Annotated in this window: 16 protein-coding genes; 10 read left to right on the top strand and 6 right to left on the bottom strand. The window is 62.1% G+C overall.

All coding sequences use genetic code 11. From position 1 onward, the window contains the following. Positions 1-100 precede the first annotated feature (100 nt). The 4 genes from rluE (at position 101) to mnmA (ending at position 2,751) form a co-directional block, all read left to right on the top strand. Positions 101-727: a 23S rRNA pseudouridine(2457) synthase RluE gene (gene rluE, locus H7A77_RS05920; RefSeq protein ID WP_046686908.1), complete on the top strand. Its 627-nt coding sequence runs from the start codon at positions 101-103 to the stop codon at positions 725-727. 22 nt (positions 728-749) lie between these two features. Beyond that, positions 750-1,088: a lysozyme inhibitor LprI family protein gene (locus H7A77_RS05925; RefSeq protein ID WP_033652068.1), complete on the top strand. Its 339-nt coding sequence runs from the start codon at positions 750-752 to the stop codon at positions 1,086-1,088. 9 nt (positions 1,089-1,097) lie between these two features. Next, positions 1,098-1,544 (top strand): NUDIX hydrolase, encoded by a 447-nt coding sequence (locus H7A77_RS05930; RefSeq protein ID WP_182073938.1) that lies wholly within the window; start codon positions 1,098-1,100, stop codon positions 1,542-1,544. A gap of 106 nt (positions 1,545-1,650) precedes the next feature. Beyond that, positions 1,651-2,751 (top strand): tRNA 2-thiouridine(34) synthase MnmA, encoded by a 1,101-nt coding sequence (gene mnmA / locus H7A77_RS05935; RefSeq protein ID WP_072627760.1) that lies wholly within the window; start codon positions 1,651-1,653, stop codon positions 2,749-2,751. A gap of 51 nt (positions 2,752-2,802) precedes the next feature. On the opposite strand, the gene kup is transcribed toward mnmA, so the two are convergent. Then, on the bottom strand, positions 2,803-4,671 hold the full coding sequence (kup, locus tag H7A77_RS05940; RefSeq protein ID WP_182073939.1) for a low affinity potassium transporter Kup: 1,869 nt from the start codon (positions 4,669-4,671) through the stop codon (positions 2,803-2,805). A gap of 331 nt (positions 4,672-5,002) precedes the next feature. On the opposite strand from kup, the gene hflD reads away from it, so the two are divergent. Together hflD and purB are read left to right on the top strand one after the other, a co-directional pair. Beyond that, on the top strand, positions 5,003-5,629 hold the full coding sequence (hflD, locus tag H7A77_RS05945; protein ID WP_033642780.1) for a high frequency lysogenization protein HflD: 627 nt from the start codon (positions 5,003-5,005) through the stop codon (positions 5,627-5,629). A 22-nt stretch (positions 5,630-5,651) separates the two neighbouring features. Further along, the gene (gene purB / locus H7A77_RS05950) at positions 5,652-7,022 is read left to right on the top strand and encodes an adenylosuccinate lyase (protein ID WP_033652066.1); all 1,371 of its coding nucleotides are present in this window, start codon (positions 5,652-5,654) and stop codon (positions 7,020-7,022) included. 51 nt (positions 7,023-7,073) lie between these two features. On the opposite strand, the gene H7A77_RS05955 is transcribed toward purB, so the two are convergent. The 3 genes from H7A77_RS05955 to H7A77_RS05965 all read right to left on the bottom strand — a co-directional run bounded on the left by H7A77_RS05955 (position 7,074) and on the right by H7A77_RS05965 (position 9,877). Then, the gene (locus tag H7A77_RS05955) at positions 7,074-7,778 is read right to left on the bottom strand and encodes a GNAT family N-acetyltransferase (protein ID WP_072627762.1); all 705 of its coding nucleotides are present in this window, start codon (positions 7,776-7,778) and stop codon (positions 7,074-7,076) included. 15 nt (positions 7,779-7,793) lie between these two features. Further along, positions 7,794-8,246 carry a GNAT family N-acetyltransferase gene (locus H7A77_RS05960; RefSeq protein WP_033652064.1) on the bottom strand — a complete coding sequence of 151 codons (453 nt, stop codon included), beginning with the start codon at positions 8,244-8,246 and terminating at the stop codon, positions 7,794-7,796. A gap of 116 nt (positions 8,247-8,362) precedes the next feature. Next, positions 8,363-9,877, bottom strand: coding sequence for a PLP-dependent aminotransferase family protein (locus H7A77_RS05965; protein WP_182073940.1), 1,515 nt, complete (start codon positions 9,875-9,877; stop codon positions 8,363-8,365). Between the two features lie 139 nt (positions 9,878-10,016). Between H7A77_RS05965 and H7A77_RS05970 the strand changes: the two genes are divergently transcribed. Further along, entirely contained in the window at positions 10,017-10,781 is a 765-nt protein-coding gene (locus H7A77_RS05970) for a GntR family transcriptional regulator (protein ID WP_182073941.1), read from the top strand. A gap of 4 nt (positions 10,782-10,785) precedes the next feature. Here H7A77_RS05970 and H7A77_RS05975 read toward each other — a convergent pair whose 3' ends face one another. Then, the gene (locus H7A77_RS05975) at positions 10,786-11,805 is read right to left on the bottom strand and encodes an ADP-ribosylglycohydrolase family protein (protein ID WP_072627764.1); all 1,020 of its coding nucleotides are present in this window, start codon (positions 11,803-11,805) and stop codon (positions 10,786-10,788) included. A 378-nt stretch (positions 11,806-12,183) separates the two neighbouring features. Between H7A77_RS05975 and phoP the strand changes: the two genes are divergently transcribed. The 3 genes from phoP (at position 12,184) to H7A77_RS05990 (ending at position 15,524) form a co-directional block, all read left to right on the top strand. Next, positions 12,184-12,855: a two-component system response regulator PhoP gene (phoP, locus tag H7A77_RS05980; RefSeq protein WP_004941169.1), complete on the top strand. Its 672-nt coding sequence runs from the start codon at positions 12,184-12,186 to the stop codon at positions 12,853-12,855. A gap of 5 nt (positions 12,856-12,860) precedes the next feature. Further along, positions 12,861-14,318, top strand: coding sequence for a two-component system sensor histidine kinase PhoQ (phoQ, locus tag H7A77_RS05985; protein WP_033644257.1), 1,458 nt, complete (start codon positions 12,861-12,863; stop codon positions 14,316-14,318). Between the two features lie 84 nt (positions 14,319-14,402). Continuing rightward, positions 14,403-15,524 (top strand): cupin domain-containing protein, encoded by a 1,122-nt coding sequence (locus H7A77_RS05990; protein WP_004941161.1) that lies wholly within the window; start codon positions 14,403-14,405, stop codon positions 15,522-15,524. A 41-nt stretch (positions 15,525-15,565) separates the two neighbouring features. Here the strand turns inward: H7A77_RS05990 and H7A77_RS05995 are convergent, their stop codons facing one another. Beyond that, positions 15,566-16,654 (bottom strand): malate/lactate/ureidoglycolate dehydrogenase, encoded by a 1,089-nt coding sequence (locus tag H7A77_RS05995; protein WP_147839165.1) that lies wholly within the window; start codon positions 16,652-16,654, stop codon positions 15,566-15,568.

The raw sequence follows: 16,654 nt of genomic DNA on the forward strand, positions 1-16,654 counted from the left end.
GCTTTGTAAGATGCGTGTAGATACTACTTGAATATTCGGTCCGCGCCAATCCGAAACGGATTCGGTTATAATGCGCTTATCATCCGTAATCTCAACTGTTATGAAAAAATTCTCTGTTAGAAATCACAACGTTAAACGATTCAGCAAGCCGAATGCCGCCAAACCCGCCGCGCCGAAGGGGCCGCGTCGAATTGTGTTATTCAACAAGCCCTTCGACGTGTTGCCGCAGTTCACCGACGAAGCCGGCCGCGCCACGCTGAAAGAGTACATCCCCTTCCCCGACGTTTACGCCGCCGGGCGCCTGGATCGCGACAGCGAAGGGCTGCTGGTGCTGACCAACGACGGCCAGCTGCAGGCGCAGCTCACCCAGCCGGGCAAGCGCACCGGCAAAATCTACTATGTGCAGGTCGAGGGCGCGCCGCAGGAGAGCGATCTGGCGCCATTGCGCTGCGGCGTTACGCTGAAAGACGGCCCGACGCTACCCGCCGGTGTTGAGTTGGTGGCCGAGCCTCAGTGGCTATGGCCGCGCAACCCGCCGATCCGCGAGCGTAAATCCATCCCCACCAGTTGGCTGAAAATCACCCTGTTCGAAGGGCGAAACCGCCAGGTGCGTCGCATGACGGCGCATATCGGGTTCCCTACCCTGCGCCTGATTCGCTACAGTATGGGTAATCTTTCGCTGGGCTCACTGCAGCCTGGTGAATGGAAAAGCATCGATTCTCTGTAGACCGATAACTGATGGAGGCGCCATGAAATCCACGCCGATCGCGCTGCTGCTCGCCGCTCTGGCGGCCCCGTTCGCCGCCCAGGCCGCCAGCTTCGACTGCGCCAAGGCGGCAAGCCGCGATGAGCAAGCCATCTGCGCCAACCGCACGCTGAACGATTTGGATGTGCAAATGGCCACCCAATACCAATTGCTGCGCGGCCTGTTCGCCATGGGCGCGCGCGGCGCGATGCAGGACAGCCAGCAGGCCTGGCTGGCAAAACGCCAGCGGTGCGGTGGCGACACCGCCTGTCTGCTCAAAAGCTACCGCACCCGCATCGCCGAGCTGGACGATATCTATCGGCGCATCGACAAACCGCTGTAAGGAGACCGCATGTTCAAACCGCACGTCACCGTGGCCTGCGTAGTGCACGCCGCCGGCAAATTTTTGGTCGTCGAAGAGACCATCAACGGCAAAGCGCTGTGGAACCAGCCGGCCGGCCACCTGGAGGCCGACGAGACGCTGGTGCAGGCCGCCGAGCGCGAGCTGTGGGAAGAGACCGGCATCCGCGCCACGCCGCAGGTGTTTTTACGTCTGCACCAATGGATTGCGCCGGATCGCACGCCGTTCCTGCGGTTTTGCTTCGTCATCGAGCTGGAACAGCCGCTGCCGACCGAGCCGCACGACAGCGACATCGATCGCTGCCTGTGGTTGAGCGCCGACGAGATTTTGCAGGCGCCCAACCTGCGTTCCGCGCTGGTGGCCGAGAGCATTCGCAGCTATCAGCAGCCGGAGCGTTACCCGCTGTCGCTGGTCGGCAGCTTCGCCTGGCCGCATTGAGGGCACCGTGCAGCACAAGATGAACAGTGCGCCGGCGCGGGCAACGTGGTAAAATCCTGCGCTTGTTTTTATCAGCACGGTTCGTGTTCAAGTTCGTGAGATCCCCATGTCAGACAACAGCCAGAAAAAAGTAATCGTCGGTATGTCCGGCGGCGTCGACTCTTCCGTTACCGCCTATCTGTTACAGCAACAGGGCTATCAGGTCGCTGGGCTGTTCATGAAAAACTGGGAAGAAGACGACGACGAAGAGTACTGCTCCGCCGCGACCGATCTGGCCGACGCGCAAGCGGTCTGCGACAAGCTGGGCATCGAACTGCACACGGTGAACTTTGCGGCGGAATACTGGGACAACGTGTTTGAGCTGTTCCTGGAAGAGTACAAGGCCGGCCGCACGCCGAACCCGGACATCCTGTGCAATAAAGAAATCAAATTCAAAGCCTTCCTGGAGTTCGCCGCCGAAGACCTGGGGGCCGATTTCATCGCCACCGGCCATTACGTGCGCCGCCAGGACGTGGACGGCAAAAGCCGCCTGCTGCGCGGCGTCGACGGCAACAAAGATCAGAGCTACTTCCTCTATACCCTGAGCCACGAGCAGGTGGCGCAAAGCCTGTTCCCGGTTGGGGAACTGGAGAAGCCGGAGGTGCGCCGCATCGCCGAGCAACTGGAGCTGGTCACCGCCAAGAAGAAAGACTCCACCGGCATCTGCTTTATCGGCGAGCGCAAATTCCGCGACTTCCTCGGCCGCTACCTGCCGGCGCAGCCGGGCCCGATCGTCAGCGTCGACGGCCAGACCGTCGGCGAACACCAGGGCCTGATGTATCACACCCTGGGCCAGCGCAAAGGGTTAGGCATCGGCGGCCTGAAAGACAGCAGCGAAGATCCGTGGTACGTGGTGGATAAAGACGTGGCCAATAACGTGCTGGTGGTCGCGCAAGGGCACGATCACCCGCGCCTGATGTCCGTCGGCCTTATCGCGCAGCAGCTGCACTGGGTGGATCGCCAGCCGCTGACCGGCCCGTTCCGTTGTACGGTGAAGACCCGCTATCGCCAGCAGGACATCCCTTGCACCGTGACCCCGCTCGACGACGAACGCATCGAAGTGCGTTTCGACGAGCCGGTCTCTGCCGTCACCCCCGGCCAGTCGGCGGTGTTCTACCAGGGCGAAATCTGCCTCGGCGGCGGCATCATCGAACAGCGCCTGGCGTAGTTCGCCTGCCGCCCAAGAAAAACGCTGCGTTTACCGCAGCGTTTTTTTTATTCAAAATTCCACCTGCGCCCCCAGTTCGATCACCCGGTTTGGCGGGATTTCGAACAGATCCGGCGCCCGCAGCGCGTTGCGCTGCAACAGCTGGAACACCTTGCCGCGTACGCGCAGATACCAGGGGCGCTTGCCCAATACTAGCGTATCGCGCGACATGAAGAACGAGGTCTCGTTCATGGTGAAACTCATCCCCTCCAGGCCGCAGCGATAAAGGATATCCGTCACGTTGGGCGTTTCGCGCCAGCCGTAGCTCGCCACCACCCGCCAAAAGCTCGTCGACAGCTGTTCGATCGCCACCCGCTGCACGTTGTGCACATACGGCATGTCGGTAGTCACGATGGTCAGCAGCACCACGCGCTCATGCAACACCTTGTTGTGCTTCAGGTTATGCAGCAACACCAGCGGCACCGCATGCGGCGTGCGCTCCATAAACACCGCGGTGCCCGGCACCCGCTTCGGCGGCGCCTTCTCCAGCGACTCAATCAGCGCGGTCAGCCCTTCCTGATTGTCGCGCAGCCGGCGGATCAGGCGCGAACGCTCGGTCTTCCAGGTCAGCATGATCAGCAAAATGGTCAGCCCCAGCGCCACCGGCAGCCAGCCGCCGGTCGCCAGCTTGATCAGGTTGGCGCCGAACAGCGGCACGTCGATGCACAGCATGGCAAGCAGCATCAGCCCACCCAGATAGCGCGGCCAGCCCCAGTTTTTCACCGCCACGATGCTCAGCAAAATCGACGACAGCAGCATGGTGCCGGTCACCACGATGCCGTAAGCCGAGGCCAGGTTGCTGGAGTGTTTGAAGCTGATAATCACGATCAACACCGCCGCGAACAGCAGCCAGTTCACCACCGGGATGTAGATCTGCCCGGACTCCTGATCGGAGGTATAGATGATGCGCATCGGCGGTAGATAGCCCAGCCGCACCGCCTGGCGCGTCAGCGAGAAGACGCCGGAGATCACCGCCTGCGAGGCGATCACCGTCGCCAGCGTGGCGATCACCAACAGCGGGATCAGCGCCCAGGTCGGCGCCAGCAGGAAGAACGGGTTGTTGATCGCCGCCGGGTTGGCCAACAGCAGCGCCCCCTGGCCGAAGTAGTTCAGCACCAGCGCCGGCGCCACCAGCGTAAACCACGCCAGGCGGATCGGTTTTTTGCCGAAGTGGCCCATGTCGGCGTACAGCGCTTCGGCGCCGGTGACCGACAGCACCACCATGCCCAGCGCGAAGAACGACACGGCCTTGTACTCGAGGAAGAAATTCACCGCCCAGTAAGGGTTCAGCGCCCGCAGCACGCCGGGGTGATGCAAAATGCCGCCGATGCCCAGCAGCGCCAGCGTCAGGAACCAGATGACCATCGCCGGGGCGAACAGTTTGCCGACGCTGCCGGTGCCGTGTTTCTGGATCGCGAACAGCGCGGTCAGCACCAGCAGCGACAGCGGCACGATGAAGCTGTCCAGCTCGGGGGCGATAATCTGTAGCCCTTCGATGGCTGAGAGCACCGAAATGGCCGGGGTGATGACCCCATCGCCGTAAAAGAAGCTGCCGCCCACCAGCCCGACCAGCACCGCCGCCGGCACCCAGCGCGCATCCAGCTTGCGGATCGCCAGCGACATCAGCGTCAGAATTCCCCCTTCACCGTCGTTGTCGGCGCGCATCACGAAACAGATGTATTTAATCGACACCACCAGCGTCAACAGCCAGAAAATCAACGACAGAAAGCCGTAGATCGACGTCGGCGTCATGGTGATGCCCTCCTCTGCCGTCAGGCATTCGCGCAGGGTATACAGTGGGCTGGTGCCGATATCGCCGTACACCACGCCGATGGCCGCCAGCGTCACCGCCGGCAACGGCTGCTTGTTTTTTACGTGCATATAAAGGTCTTTATTTGAGGGGTCACGTTGGCAGTATAGATGCAGCCGCCGCACTTTATTTGCCGCCGCAACAATAAGTTCGTGCCGCGCCGCCGGCGATTTTCGCCGCCTATTTGCGCAGTTCTGCGCCGCACGGCGCATCCGCCTCGCCACAGGCGTATTAGACGCTGGGTTTACCCTCAATTTTATGGCATGATCCGCGGCATTCGTTGTCATCGTTGTTACAGCCACGCCCGATCGTTACCGTTCGCGGCCGCCGCCGTTACCCTGGCGATACGCACAACCTTATACAGTAAGCCATGTACCGTTCACCGCGTTTACAGGAGTCATCGTGGCGAAGAATTATTATGACATCACGCTGGCCATGGCGGGTATCAGCCAGTCGGCGCGTTTGGTTCAGCAATTGGCCCATGAAGGGCAATGCGACCGCGAAGCGTTTCACACCTCGCTGAAAAGCCTGCTGCAGATGGACCCACCCTCTACGCTGGCGGTGTTCGGCGGCGAGGAGCGCAATTTGATGGTCGGCCTCGAAACCCTGATGGGCGTGCTTAACGCCAACAACAAAGGGCCGGGCGCGGAACTGACCCGCTACACCATCAGCCTGATGGTGCTGGAGCGCAAGCTCAACGCCAACAAACAGGCGATGAACACGCTCGGCGAACGCCTCGGCCAGCTCGAACGCCAGCTGGCGCACTTCGATCTTGAGTCGGACACCATCATCAGCGCGCTGGCCGGCATTTATGTCGACGTGGTCAGCCCGCTAGGGCCGCGCATCCAGGTGACCGGCTCACCGGCGATCTTGCAGAACCCGCAGGTGCAGGCCAAAGTTCGCGCCACGCTGCTGGCCGGCATTCGCGCCGCCGTGCTGTGGCAACAGGTCGGCGGCAGCCGCCTGCAGTTAATGTTTTCCCGTAATCGTCTGTTCAAGCAGGCGCAAAATATCGTTGCTCATTGTTAATCGATCCCAGGAGTTGCTACCGATGGAATTATCCTCACTGACCGCCGTTTCCCCCGTTGATGGACGCTACGGTGATAAAGTCAGCGCACTGCGCCCCATTTTCAGCGAATACGGTCTGCTGAAATTCCGCGTACAGGTTGAAGTACGTTGGCTGCAAAAACTGGCCGCCTGCGCAGAAATCAAGGAAGTTCCCGCTTTTGACGCCGACGCAAACGCTTTCCTCGACAAAATCGTCGCTGAATTCAACGAAGAAGACGCTCAGCGCATCAAAACCATCGAGCGCACCACCAACCACGACGTGAAAGCGGTCGAGTATTTCCTGAAGGAAAAAGTGGCGGCGGTGCCTGCGCTGCACGCGGTGTCCGAGTTCATCCACTTCGCCTGCACCTCCGAAGACATTAACAACCTGTCGCACGCGCTGATGCTGCAAAGCGCTCGTCAGGACGTGGTGCTGCCTTACTGGCGTAAAATCATCGATGCGCTGAAAGGGCTGGCGCTGGAATACCGCGATATCCCGCTGCTGTCGCGCACCCACGGCCAGCCGGCTACGCCGTCGACCGTCGGCAAAGAGTTCGCCAACGTGGCTTACCGCATGGAGCGCCAGTACCGCCAGCTGGAGCGCGTGGAGATCATGGGTAAAATCAACGGCGCGGTCGGCAACTACAACGCCCACATCGTCGCCTACCCGGAAGTGGACTGGCATCAGTTCAGCGAAGCGTTCGTGACCTCGCTCGGCATCACCTGGAACCCGTACACCACCCAGATCGAACCGCATGACTACATCGCCGAGCTGTTCGACTGCGTAGCGCGTTTCAACACCATTCTGATCGACTTCGACCGCGACATCTGGGGCTACATCGCCCTGAACCACTTCAAGCAGAAGACCATCGCCGGCGAAATCGGCTCCTCCACCATGCCGCACAAGGTCAACCCGATCGACTTCGAAAACTCCGAAGGCAACCTGGGCCTGGCCAACGCCGTGCTGGGCCACCTGGCGGGCAAACTGCCGGTCTCCCGCTGGCAGCGCGACCTGACCGATTCCACCGTGCTGCGTAACCTGGGCGTGGGCCTGGGCTATGCGCTGATCGCCTATCAGGCCACCCTGAAGGGCATCAGCAAGCTGGAAGTGAACCAGGCGCACCTGCTGGACGAACTGGATCACAACTGGGAAGTGCTGGCCGAACCGATCCAGACCGTGATGCGCCGTTACGGCATCGAGAAGCCTTACGAGAAGCTGAAAGAGCTGACCCGCGGCAAGCGCGTGGACGCCGCCGGCATGCAGGCGTTCATCGACGGTCTGGCGCTGCCGGAAGAAGAGAAAACCCGTCTGAAGGCGATGACCCCGGCCAACTACATCGGCCGCGCCACCACCCTGGTCGACGAGCTGAAGTAAGCGCGTTAGACCCACAACGACAAGGCGGCCCGCGGGCCGCCTTGTTGCTTATTATTCGCCGCGCAACACCTGCAGCCGGGCTATCTGCCGCCCCTGCGCATCGAAGTTCTCGGCACTCAGCCAACGCTCCAGAGCCTGCCGCACCATCGGCCAACGGTCGGCGGTGATGGCGAACCAGTCGGTATCCCGGCTGCGCCCCTTGACGATCACCGCAAAGCGGAAGTTGCCCTCGTAACGGAAACCAAAGCGCAGCGCGGCCTGGCGCGACGGCGCGTTGTGGCTGTCGCACTTCCATTCGCAGCGGCGGTAGCCCAGCGTATCAAAGGCGTAGCGCAGCAGCAGCGCGATGGCTTCGGTGGCGCTGGAGCGCTGTTTCATCAACGGCGACCAGCTGACGTGGCCAATCTCCAGCACGCCATTGGCCTCGTCGATGCGCATCAGCGCCACCGTCCCCACCGGCGCGTCGCTGGCGGCGTCGAACACCGTCAGATTGACCAGCCCCGGGTTGGCCTGCAGCGTCTCCAGATGCTGCAGCATCGCCGCCGGCGTATCGGGCCGTTCGATAGACAGATAGGTCCAGTCGCGGCCGTCCGGCGCCAGCTGGAAAGCATCGTACAGCGCGGCGTAATCCCGCTGCGGCTCGAGCGGCGCCAGTGAACAGAAACGCCCGCCGAGCGTTGCGCCGCCCGGGCGGCGAGCCGGCTGCCAATCCGGCATCGGTTCGCCAATCGGCTGACCATAACGATTCATTGCCATACGCGCCTCCTGCGGTTAACGGGTATAAACGATAAACGAGCTTCTTCTGCCGATTTTGTCGTACAGCGAACGCGCTGGCGCGTTGTACTCCTGAGTCATCCAATAGACCCGATCGCTGCCGCGCGCCTCCGCCAGCCGATACGCCTGTTCGAACAGTTTTTCCGACACTTTATGGCCGCGCGCCTGCGGCGACACATAAAGATCTTCGATATAACAATAGCCCACCGCGCTCCAGGTGGACGGATGGAATACCAGGTTCATCAGCCCCAGCAGCCGGCCGTCGGCATCCTCCGCCACCAGCCCGTACACCTGTTCATCCTGCCCCAACCGTTCGAAGGTGCGATCGGTCACCTGCGGCGCCACGTCGGCGCGGTAGAAGTCGAGATAGCCCTGCCACAACGCCAGCCATTGCGCTCTGTCGTCGCCATTGATTCTGCGGATAGTCACTTCACGATTTGATGGGTTCATAGCGCCTCACGGGGTTAAGATATTATTTCCATTAGGGAAATAACCGAATAGCGGCAGGATACACCGCGCAGCGACGGTGTAATACGGACCAATTCAAAACGCCGAGCAGACCAATTTTAACCGCCGTTTTCCCGCGGCAGCGCGTTGAACACCTGCGCCAGCGTGGCGATAAAGCGCACGATCTCGTCCGGCGCATAGGCCGAGAAACCGAGCACCAGCGCCCCGCGCTGCGGCGCGCCGGTGTAGAAATCCGCCAGGCCGTACAATCGTATTCCCCGCTCGGCCGCCGCCGTCACCAGCCGCCGCTCCGTCGCCGCATCCGCCAGCGGGCAAACCAGCTGCAGGCCACCCTGCGGCAAGGCCGGGCGCGTCCAGGGCGCGAGATGGCGATGTACCGCGTCATACAGGACGTCCAGCCTCGCCTTGTACAGCGTGCGCATATTGCGCAGATGCTCGGCGTAGCCGCCCTCGTGCAGGCAGTGGAACAGCGTCATCTGCGCCAGTGCCGACGTGTAGCCGTCCTGAAACTGCCTGGCGGCGACTAATGGCCGCACCAGCTGCGGCGGCGCGATCATGAAACCGATGCGCAGCCCCGGAAACAGCGTCTTGCTGAAGGTGCCGATGTACAGCGTGCGCCCGCCGCTGTCCAGCCCCTGCAGCGCCGCCTTGGTTTGTCGATCGTAGTTGAACTCGGCGTCGTAATCGTCTTCGATGATCCAGGCCCGCCGGCGCTGGGCCCACTGCAACAGCGCCAGGCGCCGCTCGAGGCTCAGCGAGTATCCCAGCGGGTAATGATGGGACGGCGTGATGTACACGCCCCGCCCGCCGCCCGAAGCCTGCATCAGTTGCCCGACGTCCAGCCCCTGCTCATCGATGCCGATCGGCCGTGCCTGCAGCCCCGCCGACTGCACCAGTTTTTTCGCCCCCTGGTAACCCGGCTCTTCGACGAATACCGCATCGCCGGGATCGAACAGCACCTGCGTGCACAGCGCCAGCGCCTGCTGAGAGCTGGTGACCACGATCACCTGCTCCGCCGTCGCCTTGACGCCCCGCTCCCGCTGCAAATAGTGCGCGATCTCCGCACGCAGCTCCGGCAAGCCCTGCGGATCGGCATACCCCAACAGCCGCTCGCCGTGCCGCCGCAGCGCCTGCTTTTCCCACTGCAGCCACGAATCGATGGGAAACGCCCGCAGATCCGCCAGCGAGGGCGTCAGCGACGCCTGACGGCTGGTGTGCGGCGTATGGCTGACCGCCAGCAACGCTCGGCCGCGATCGCTTAGCTCACGTTCCGCCAGCCGCGCCTCCTGGCCTGCCTGCGTCGCCAGCAGTTCACGGCCGAGCAGCGTATCGCAGCGATAGCGAACATAGCTGCCGCGCCCCACCGCCCGGCTGATGTATCCCTCCGCCTCCAGCCGCGCGTAGGTCTGCTCCACCGTATCGCGCGCCACTCCCTGCCGGGGCGCCAATGCGCGGCTTGGCGGCAGCTTCGCCCGCCACGGCAGTTCCCCGGCGGTGATGAGCCGCAACAGGGCCTGATGCAGCGCCGAACGTCGGGTCAGCCCCTGCTGACGCTGCTGGGTGAAGGCCGCCAGGATTGCCGCGTCGTCCGCGCAGGATGGGTGGTCACTCATGGGCTGTCTGTTTCTCCAAACTCGGGGCGATTGCACACTACTCTACCTTATTTCATCCTCTCGGCGGCGGCAGTTGCGCTGCCCGGCGAAATCCCCTTAAATAAGCCATTGCATTGAGGCTACAGGATTTCCGTCGGCTATGAGCAAGGAGACCAACCAGCGTCTGCTGGAAAAACTGCTGCAGGATCTGGCCAGCGCGGGCGCGATGCCGCTGTATCTGCGCTTTAACGCCTCGGTGCGCCAGGCCATCGAGCAAGGATTGCTGAACGCGGGGGATTTCCTGCCCAGCGAGCGTCTGTTTACCGAACGGCTCGGCATCTCGCGCATCACGGTGCGCAAAGCGCTGGCCTGTCTCGAGCAAGACGGCATCATCGGCCGTTCACGCGGTTACGGCACTTTCATCCAGGCGCAACGGCCCTCGCCGAAGCTGCGCTATTCATTAGCGGACGTCAAAGGGTTCTCGCGCGAGGTGATGCAACAAGGGCGCCGGCCGGACACGCAATGGCTCAGCCGTGAACGGGTACCGGCCAGCGCCGAACTGGCGGAAAAGCTCCAGCTGGCGACCGGAACGCCGATCTATCAACTCAAACGTATCCACTTTCTCGATCGGCAGCCGATGTCGGTGGCGGTGTCCTACGTGGTGGCGGCGGCGATTGCCAACGTCGACGAGATTGGCATCTCGCTCTATGACTACTTCCGCCGAAGTAACGTGGAGATGGGATCGCTGCGCAGCCAGGTCAGCGCGGCCATGGCCGATGACGACATCCGCCGGGCGCTGCAATTATCAGAACCGATGCCGCTGCTGATCGTGCGCCAGACGCTGTTCGACCACCGCAAGAAGCCTATCGAATACAGCGAAAGCTTCTGCCGCAGCGACATGTACGAATTTACCAGCGAAAGCTGATCCGTTACGCCTCGCCCTGCCGACGGCGGCGAAAACGCACGAACGCCTGGGCATACGCCTCGACGTCCAGTGGATTCACCCGCTGCAACTGCGCCAGCAGCGCAGGATCCATCGCTTCGGCGCCGTGCAGCGCGCCGCAGACAGCGGTGGCCATCGCGCCGATGGTGTCGGTATCGCCCCCCAGGTTGGCGCACAGCACGGCGCAACGGGTAGGATCGGTTTGCGCCAACTGCACCATCGCCAACGCCGCCGGCACCGACTCGATGGTGCTCACCCCGGCGCCAATCAGTTGATATATCCGCTCGGATGCCTGTTCGGGATCGGCCGCCTCATCCACCACCTGAAACGCCAACTCGATGCGCGCCGCCAGCGAAGGGCTGAACGTCGTCACCTGACGGCGCTGGGCATACTCCGCCACGCCCGGCAACGCCAGACGAATCGAGGCCCAGTCCGCCCCCTCCACCGCACGCGAAACCGCCCAGGCGATCGCCACGGCACCGGCGACGGCGATGTCGGATTTGTGCGTCGGGCTGGAGGCCAGCCACACCTGCTGACAGAACCCCTCCAGCGGCGCAGACGGCAGCACGCAACCCAAAGGCGAAATGCGCATCGCCGCGCCGTTGGTGATGCCGTTGTTTTCCAACGCGGCGATCGGCGTGCCCGCTTTCTGCTCGCTCAACGCCAGTTTGGAACTGGGGCCGAGAATGTTCTTGTTGAAGGCGTCAAAACTGTCCACCCAGCGGATCACGTTGCGGGCGATCAGTTCTGGCACCACCTCGCCTTCCGCTTCCAGCAGCGCATCGGCCAGCGCCAACGCCATCGAGGTATCGTCGGTATATTGCCCGGCCTTGAAGTAACAGGCGGCCGAGTTCTCCGCCGGCCCATCGAGGAAGCCGTTTATCCAGCCGAAGTGGCGCTTAACCCGCTCGCGCGGCCACAGCTCGGAAGGCATGCCGAGCGCGTCGCCCAACATCTGTCCGTAAAATGCGCCCGCTATGCGTTCTGCCTGGGTTAATTGCTTCATCCATCGCTCCTGAGAAAATATGCCGATACCTCAATAATACCTTATTAGTACCTTTAAAGCTTATCAAGCGCTCCGGTTCACACTTTCCTTTCGCGGCAATGCCCGACGCGTTTAAGTTGCGTTTAACGTTGCCCCGCCGCTGTTTATCCGACGTTTATCAGAGCTTGTCGATAATGTCGGCGAACAAATTGATAACGCTTATTTTAATACATTGCTTCGGCTCTCTTGCGGGCCGGGCGGGTTATACCTACCATAACCTCAGCATTTTTTGCCAAAATGGTTCAGGTGGCCGCGTTATCCCCTGACACGCCGCAGAGCGTGTTCCCTTTTATCGCGTGGGTGACAGGACATTCACCCGCACAGTCACAGGAGTTCGCCATGCGAGTACTGGTTGTTGAAGATAATGGTTTGCTGCGCCACCACCTTTCCGTTCAGATGCGCGAGATGGGCCATCAGGTCGATGCGGCTGAAGACGCCAAGGAAGCCGATTATTTCCTGCAGGAGCATGCGCCGGATATCGCCATCGTCGATCTCGGCCTGCCGGGCGAAGACGGCCTGAGCCTGATCCGCCGTTGGCGCGCGCACCAGACCAAGCTGCCGATCCTGGTGCTGACCGCCCGCGAAAGCTGGCAGGACAAAGTGGCGGTGCTGGAAGCCGGCGCCGACGACTATGTCACCAAGCCGTTCCACCTGGAAGAAGTGATCGCCCGCATGCAGGCGCTGATGCGCCGCAACAGCGGCCTGGCATCGCAGGTGATCGTGCTGCCGCCGTTCCAGATCGATCTGTCGCGCCGCGAACTGAGCGTCAACGATCAACAGATCAAGTTGACCGCCTTTGAATACACCATCATCGAGACCCTGATCCGCAACGCCGGCAAGGTGGTGAGCAAGGATTCGTTGATGCTGCAGCTTTACCCGGACGCCGAACTGCGCGAAAGCCACACCATCGACGTGCTGATGGGCCGCTTGCGCAAGAAGGTGCAGGCGGAATACCCGCATGAAGTGATCACCACGGTACGTGGCCAGGGCTATCGTTTTGACGCGAAGTGAACATGATGTTCAACAAGAATAAAAAACCGTTTTCGCTGCGCGCCCGCTTCCTGATGGCGACCGCCGGGGTGATCCTGGCGCTGTCGCTTTCTTACGGTTTGGTGGCGGTCGTCGGCTACATCGTCAGCTTCGACAAGACCGCCTTCCGCCTGCTGCGCGGCGAAAGCAACCTGTTCTTCAGCCTGGCGCAGTGGAAAGACAACAAGCTCACCATCGCCATTCCTCCCGATATCGATCTCAATTTTCCCACGCTGGTGTTTATCTACGACGATAAAGGCAACCTGCTGTGGAGCCAGCGCAAGGTGCCGGAGCTGGAGAAGCTGATCAATAAGGAATGGCTGGAGGAGTCCGGCTTCTACGAAATTGACACCGATACCCGCATCAGTAGCGAAGTGCTGGGGGACAACCCCAAAGCGCAGGATCAGCTGAAGAATTATGACGATACCGATCAGAACGCGCTGACGCACTCGGTGGCGGTCAATACCTATGCCGCCACGGCGCGGCTGCCGGCGTTGACCATCGTGGTGGTCGACAGCATTCCGCAGGAGCTGCAGCGCTCCGACGTGGTGTGGGAGTGGTTCAGCTACGTGCTGCTGGCCAACCTGCTGCTGGTGGTGCCGCTGCTGTGGCTGGCGGCCTACTGGAGCCTGCGGCCGATCAAGGCGCTGGTCAATCAGGTGGGCGAGCTGGAGAACGGCGAACGCGATCAGTTGGATGAGAACCCGCCCAGCGAACTGCGCGGCCTGGTGCGCAATTTGAACATTCTGGTGCGCAACGAACGCCAGCGCTACACCAAATACCGCACCACCCTGTCGGATCTGACCCACAGCCTGAAAACGCCGCTGGCGGTGCTGCAAAGCACCCTACGCTCGCTGCGCAGCGGCAAGCAGACCACCATCGAAGAAGCCGAGCCGATCATGCTGGATCAGATCGGGCGCATCTCTCAGCAGATCGGTTACTACCTGCATCGGGCCAGCATCAACTCCGGCCAGACGGTGCTGACGCGCGAGATCCACTCGGTGCCGGCGCTGCTCGACAGCCTGGTGGTGGCGCTGAACAAGGTTTATCAGCGCAAAGGGGTGGTGATCACGCTGGACATCTCGCCGGAAGTGACCTTTATGGGCGAGAAGAACGACTTTATGGAAGTGATGGGCAACGTGTTGGAAAACGCCTGCAAATACTGCCTCGAGTTCGTGGAAATCACCTCGCTGCACTCCGATAAAAACCTCATCCTCGTCATCGACGACGACGGCCCGGGCATCCCGGAAAGCAAGCGCCAGCTGATCTTCCAGCGCGGCCAGCGGGTGGATACCCTGCGTCCCGGTCAGGGCCTTGGCCTGTCGGTGGCGGCGGAGATCATCGAGCAATACGACGGCGAAATCGTCATCAGCGACAGCCCGCTCGGCGGCGCGCGCATGCAGGTCACCTTCGCCCGCCAGCACGATACCCACCACAACGAGTAAATTATGCCTCTGCGGCCCCGATCCACGGGGCCAAACTTCCGTTATAATCGCACTCAGGCTCACTCCTCTCTCCTGGAATAGAACATGGATTATCAATTAGACCTGGACTGGAACGATTTTTTGCAACGTTATTGGCAAAAACGTCCGGTGATTCTGAAGCGCGGCTTCAAAAACTTTATCGATCCGATCTCCCCGGATGAGCTGGCCGGGCTGGCGATGGAAAACGAAGTGGACAGCCGCCTGGTCAGCCACCAGGACGGCCGTTGGCAGGTCGCGCACGGCCCCTTCGAGAGCTTCGATCACCTGAGCGAAAACAACTGGTCGCTGCTGGTGCAGGCGGTGGACCACTGGCATGAGCCTTCCGCAGCGCTGATGCGCCCGTTCCGCCAACTGCCGGACTGGCGGATGGATGACCTGATGATCTCCTTCTCGGTGCCGGGCGGCGGCGTCGGCCCGCACCTCGATCAGTACGACGTGTTCATCATTCAGGGCACTGGCCGCCGCCGCTGGCGAGTCGGGGAAAAAACGCCGCTGAAACAGCACTGCCCGCATCCGGATCTGCTGCAGGTAGAGCCGTTCGACGCCATCATCGACGAAGAGATGGAGCCGGGCGACATTCTCTACATTCCGCCGGGCTTCCCGCATGAAGGCTACGCGCTGGAAAACGCGCTCAATTATTCGGTGGGCTTCCGCGCGCCGAACGGCCGCGAGCTGGTGAGCGGCTTCGCCGATTACGTGCTGGCGCGCGAGCTGGGCAGCAAACGCTACGGCGATCCGGACGTTAAACTGCGCGAACACCCGGCGGAGATCCTGCCGCAGGAAGTGGACGCCTTACGGCAGATGATGCTGGATCTGGTGCAACAGCCGGAACACTTCCAGCACTGGTTCGGCGAGTTTATCTCCCAATCGCGCCACGAGCTGGATCTGGCGCCGCCGGAGCCGCCGTATCAGGCTGGGGAAATCTACGAACTGCTGCAACAGGGTGAAGCGCTGCAGCGCCTGGGCGGGTTGCGCGTGCTGCGCGTCGGCGATCGCTGCTTCGTCAACGGCGAACTGATCGACACCGACCAGCTGCAGGCCGCAGACGCCCTGTGCCAGCACTTCAGCGTCGACGCTGCCCTGCTCGGCGACGCGGTGGACGATCCGTCATTCCTGGCGCTGCTGACCGCGCTGGTCAACAGCGGCTATTGGTACTTTAACGACTGATTGCGAGTACGCGAACAAGCCACCCTATCGGGTGGCTTTTTTTATGCCTGCCGCGCCTGCGCGCGAAAACCGGCCAGCGCTTCATTCGCCATGCCCGCCTGCTCCGCCGCCGCGCAAATCTGCCGCCAGGTATTGGCGTCTATCGGTATGCCCTGCTGCAGCCGCGCCGCGCGGTTGGCCTCTTCCCATTCTCCTGGAACGGCGATCGGCTGTTCGCCGCTCGGCGGCGACGCCTTCACCCAGCCGATAAACGCTTCGGCCTCGGCCTGCATTTGCGGGGCGTCGAAGGCCTGAGGATCGAGGATCAGGGTCGTCATGCAGTTGAAGATGGCGTCGCTGTCGGCTTTCAGCGTGGCGTCGTGGGTGGTGCGGCCGCCGGAGAGCGCGCCGCCGAGGATCTCGCACATCGCCGCCAGCGCATAGCCTTTGTGCAAGCCGAACGGCAACAGTGACCCAAACGGCGCTTCGTGCATCACCTTCGGTTCGGTGGTGGGTTGCCCGTGTTCGTCGATCAGATAGCCCGGCGCCACCGACAAGCCTTTGTTATAGGCCACCCGAGTCTTGCCGAAGGCGATGCCGCTGGTGGCGAAATCCAACAGCAGCGGCGTGCGGCCCGGCCGCGGGAAAATGGCGCAGAACGGGTTGGTGCCGAAGCGGCGATCGCTGCCGCCGAACGGCGCCACCATCGGATCGCCCACCACGTTGACGAAGTGAATCGAGATAAAACCGGCGCGGGCGCACTGTTCCGCCCAATGGCCGATGCGGCCGATATGGTGCGCGTTGTGCAGCGCCACCGCCGCCAGGCCCAGTTTGCCGGCGCGCTCAATGCCCAGCGCCATCGCTTCGCTGGCCACCACCTGGCCGAAGCCGCGCGCACCGTCGAGCGTCAGCACCGCGCCGGCGTCGCGCACCACCTCGGCATGTTGATTAAGCTGCAATTGCCCCTGCGCCAACGATGCCATGTAACTGGGGATCATGCCGACGCCATGCGAATCGTGCCCGGCCAGATTAGCCTGCACCAGGTGATCGGCCACCAGCTCGGCTTCGCGCGCCGTGCTGCCGGCCTGTCGCCAAATCGCCTGAACGAACTGCGTCAAATGCGAGCCAGCAATGCGGTATTCGGTGCTCAT

It is taken from the genome of Serratia sp. ME47, from assembly GCF_903970925.1.
GTDB lineage: Bacteria > Pseudomonadota > Gammaproteobacteria > Enterobacterales > Enterobacteriaceae > Serratia > Serratia ureilytica.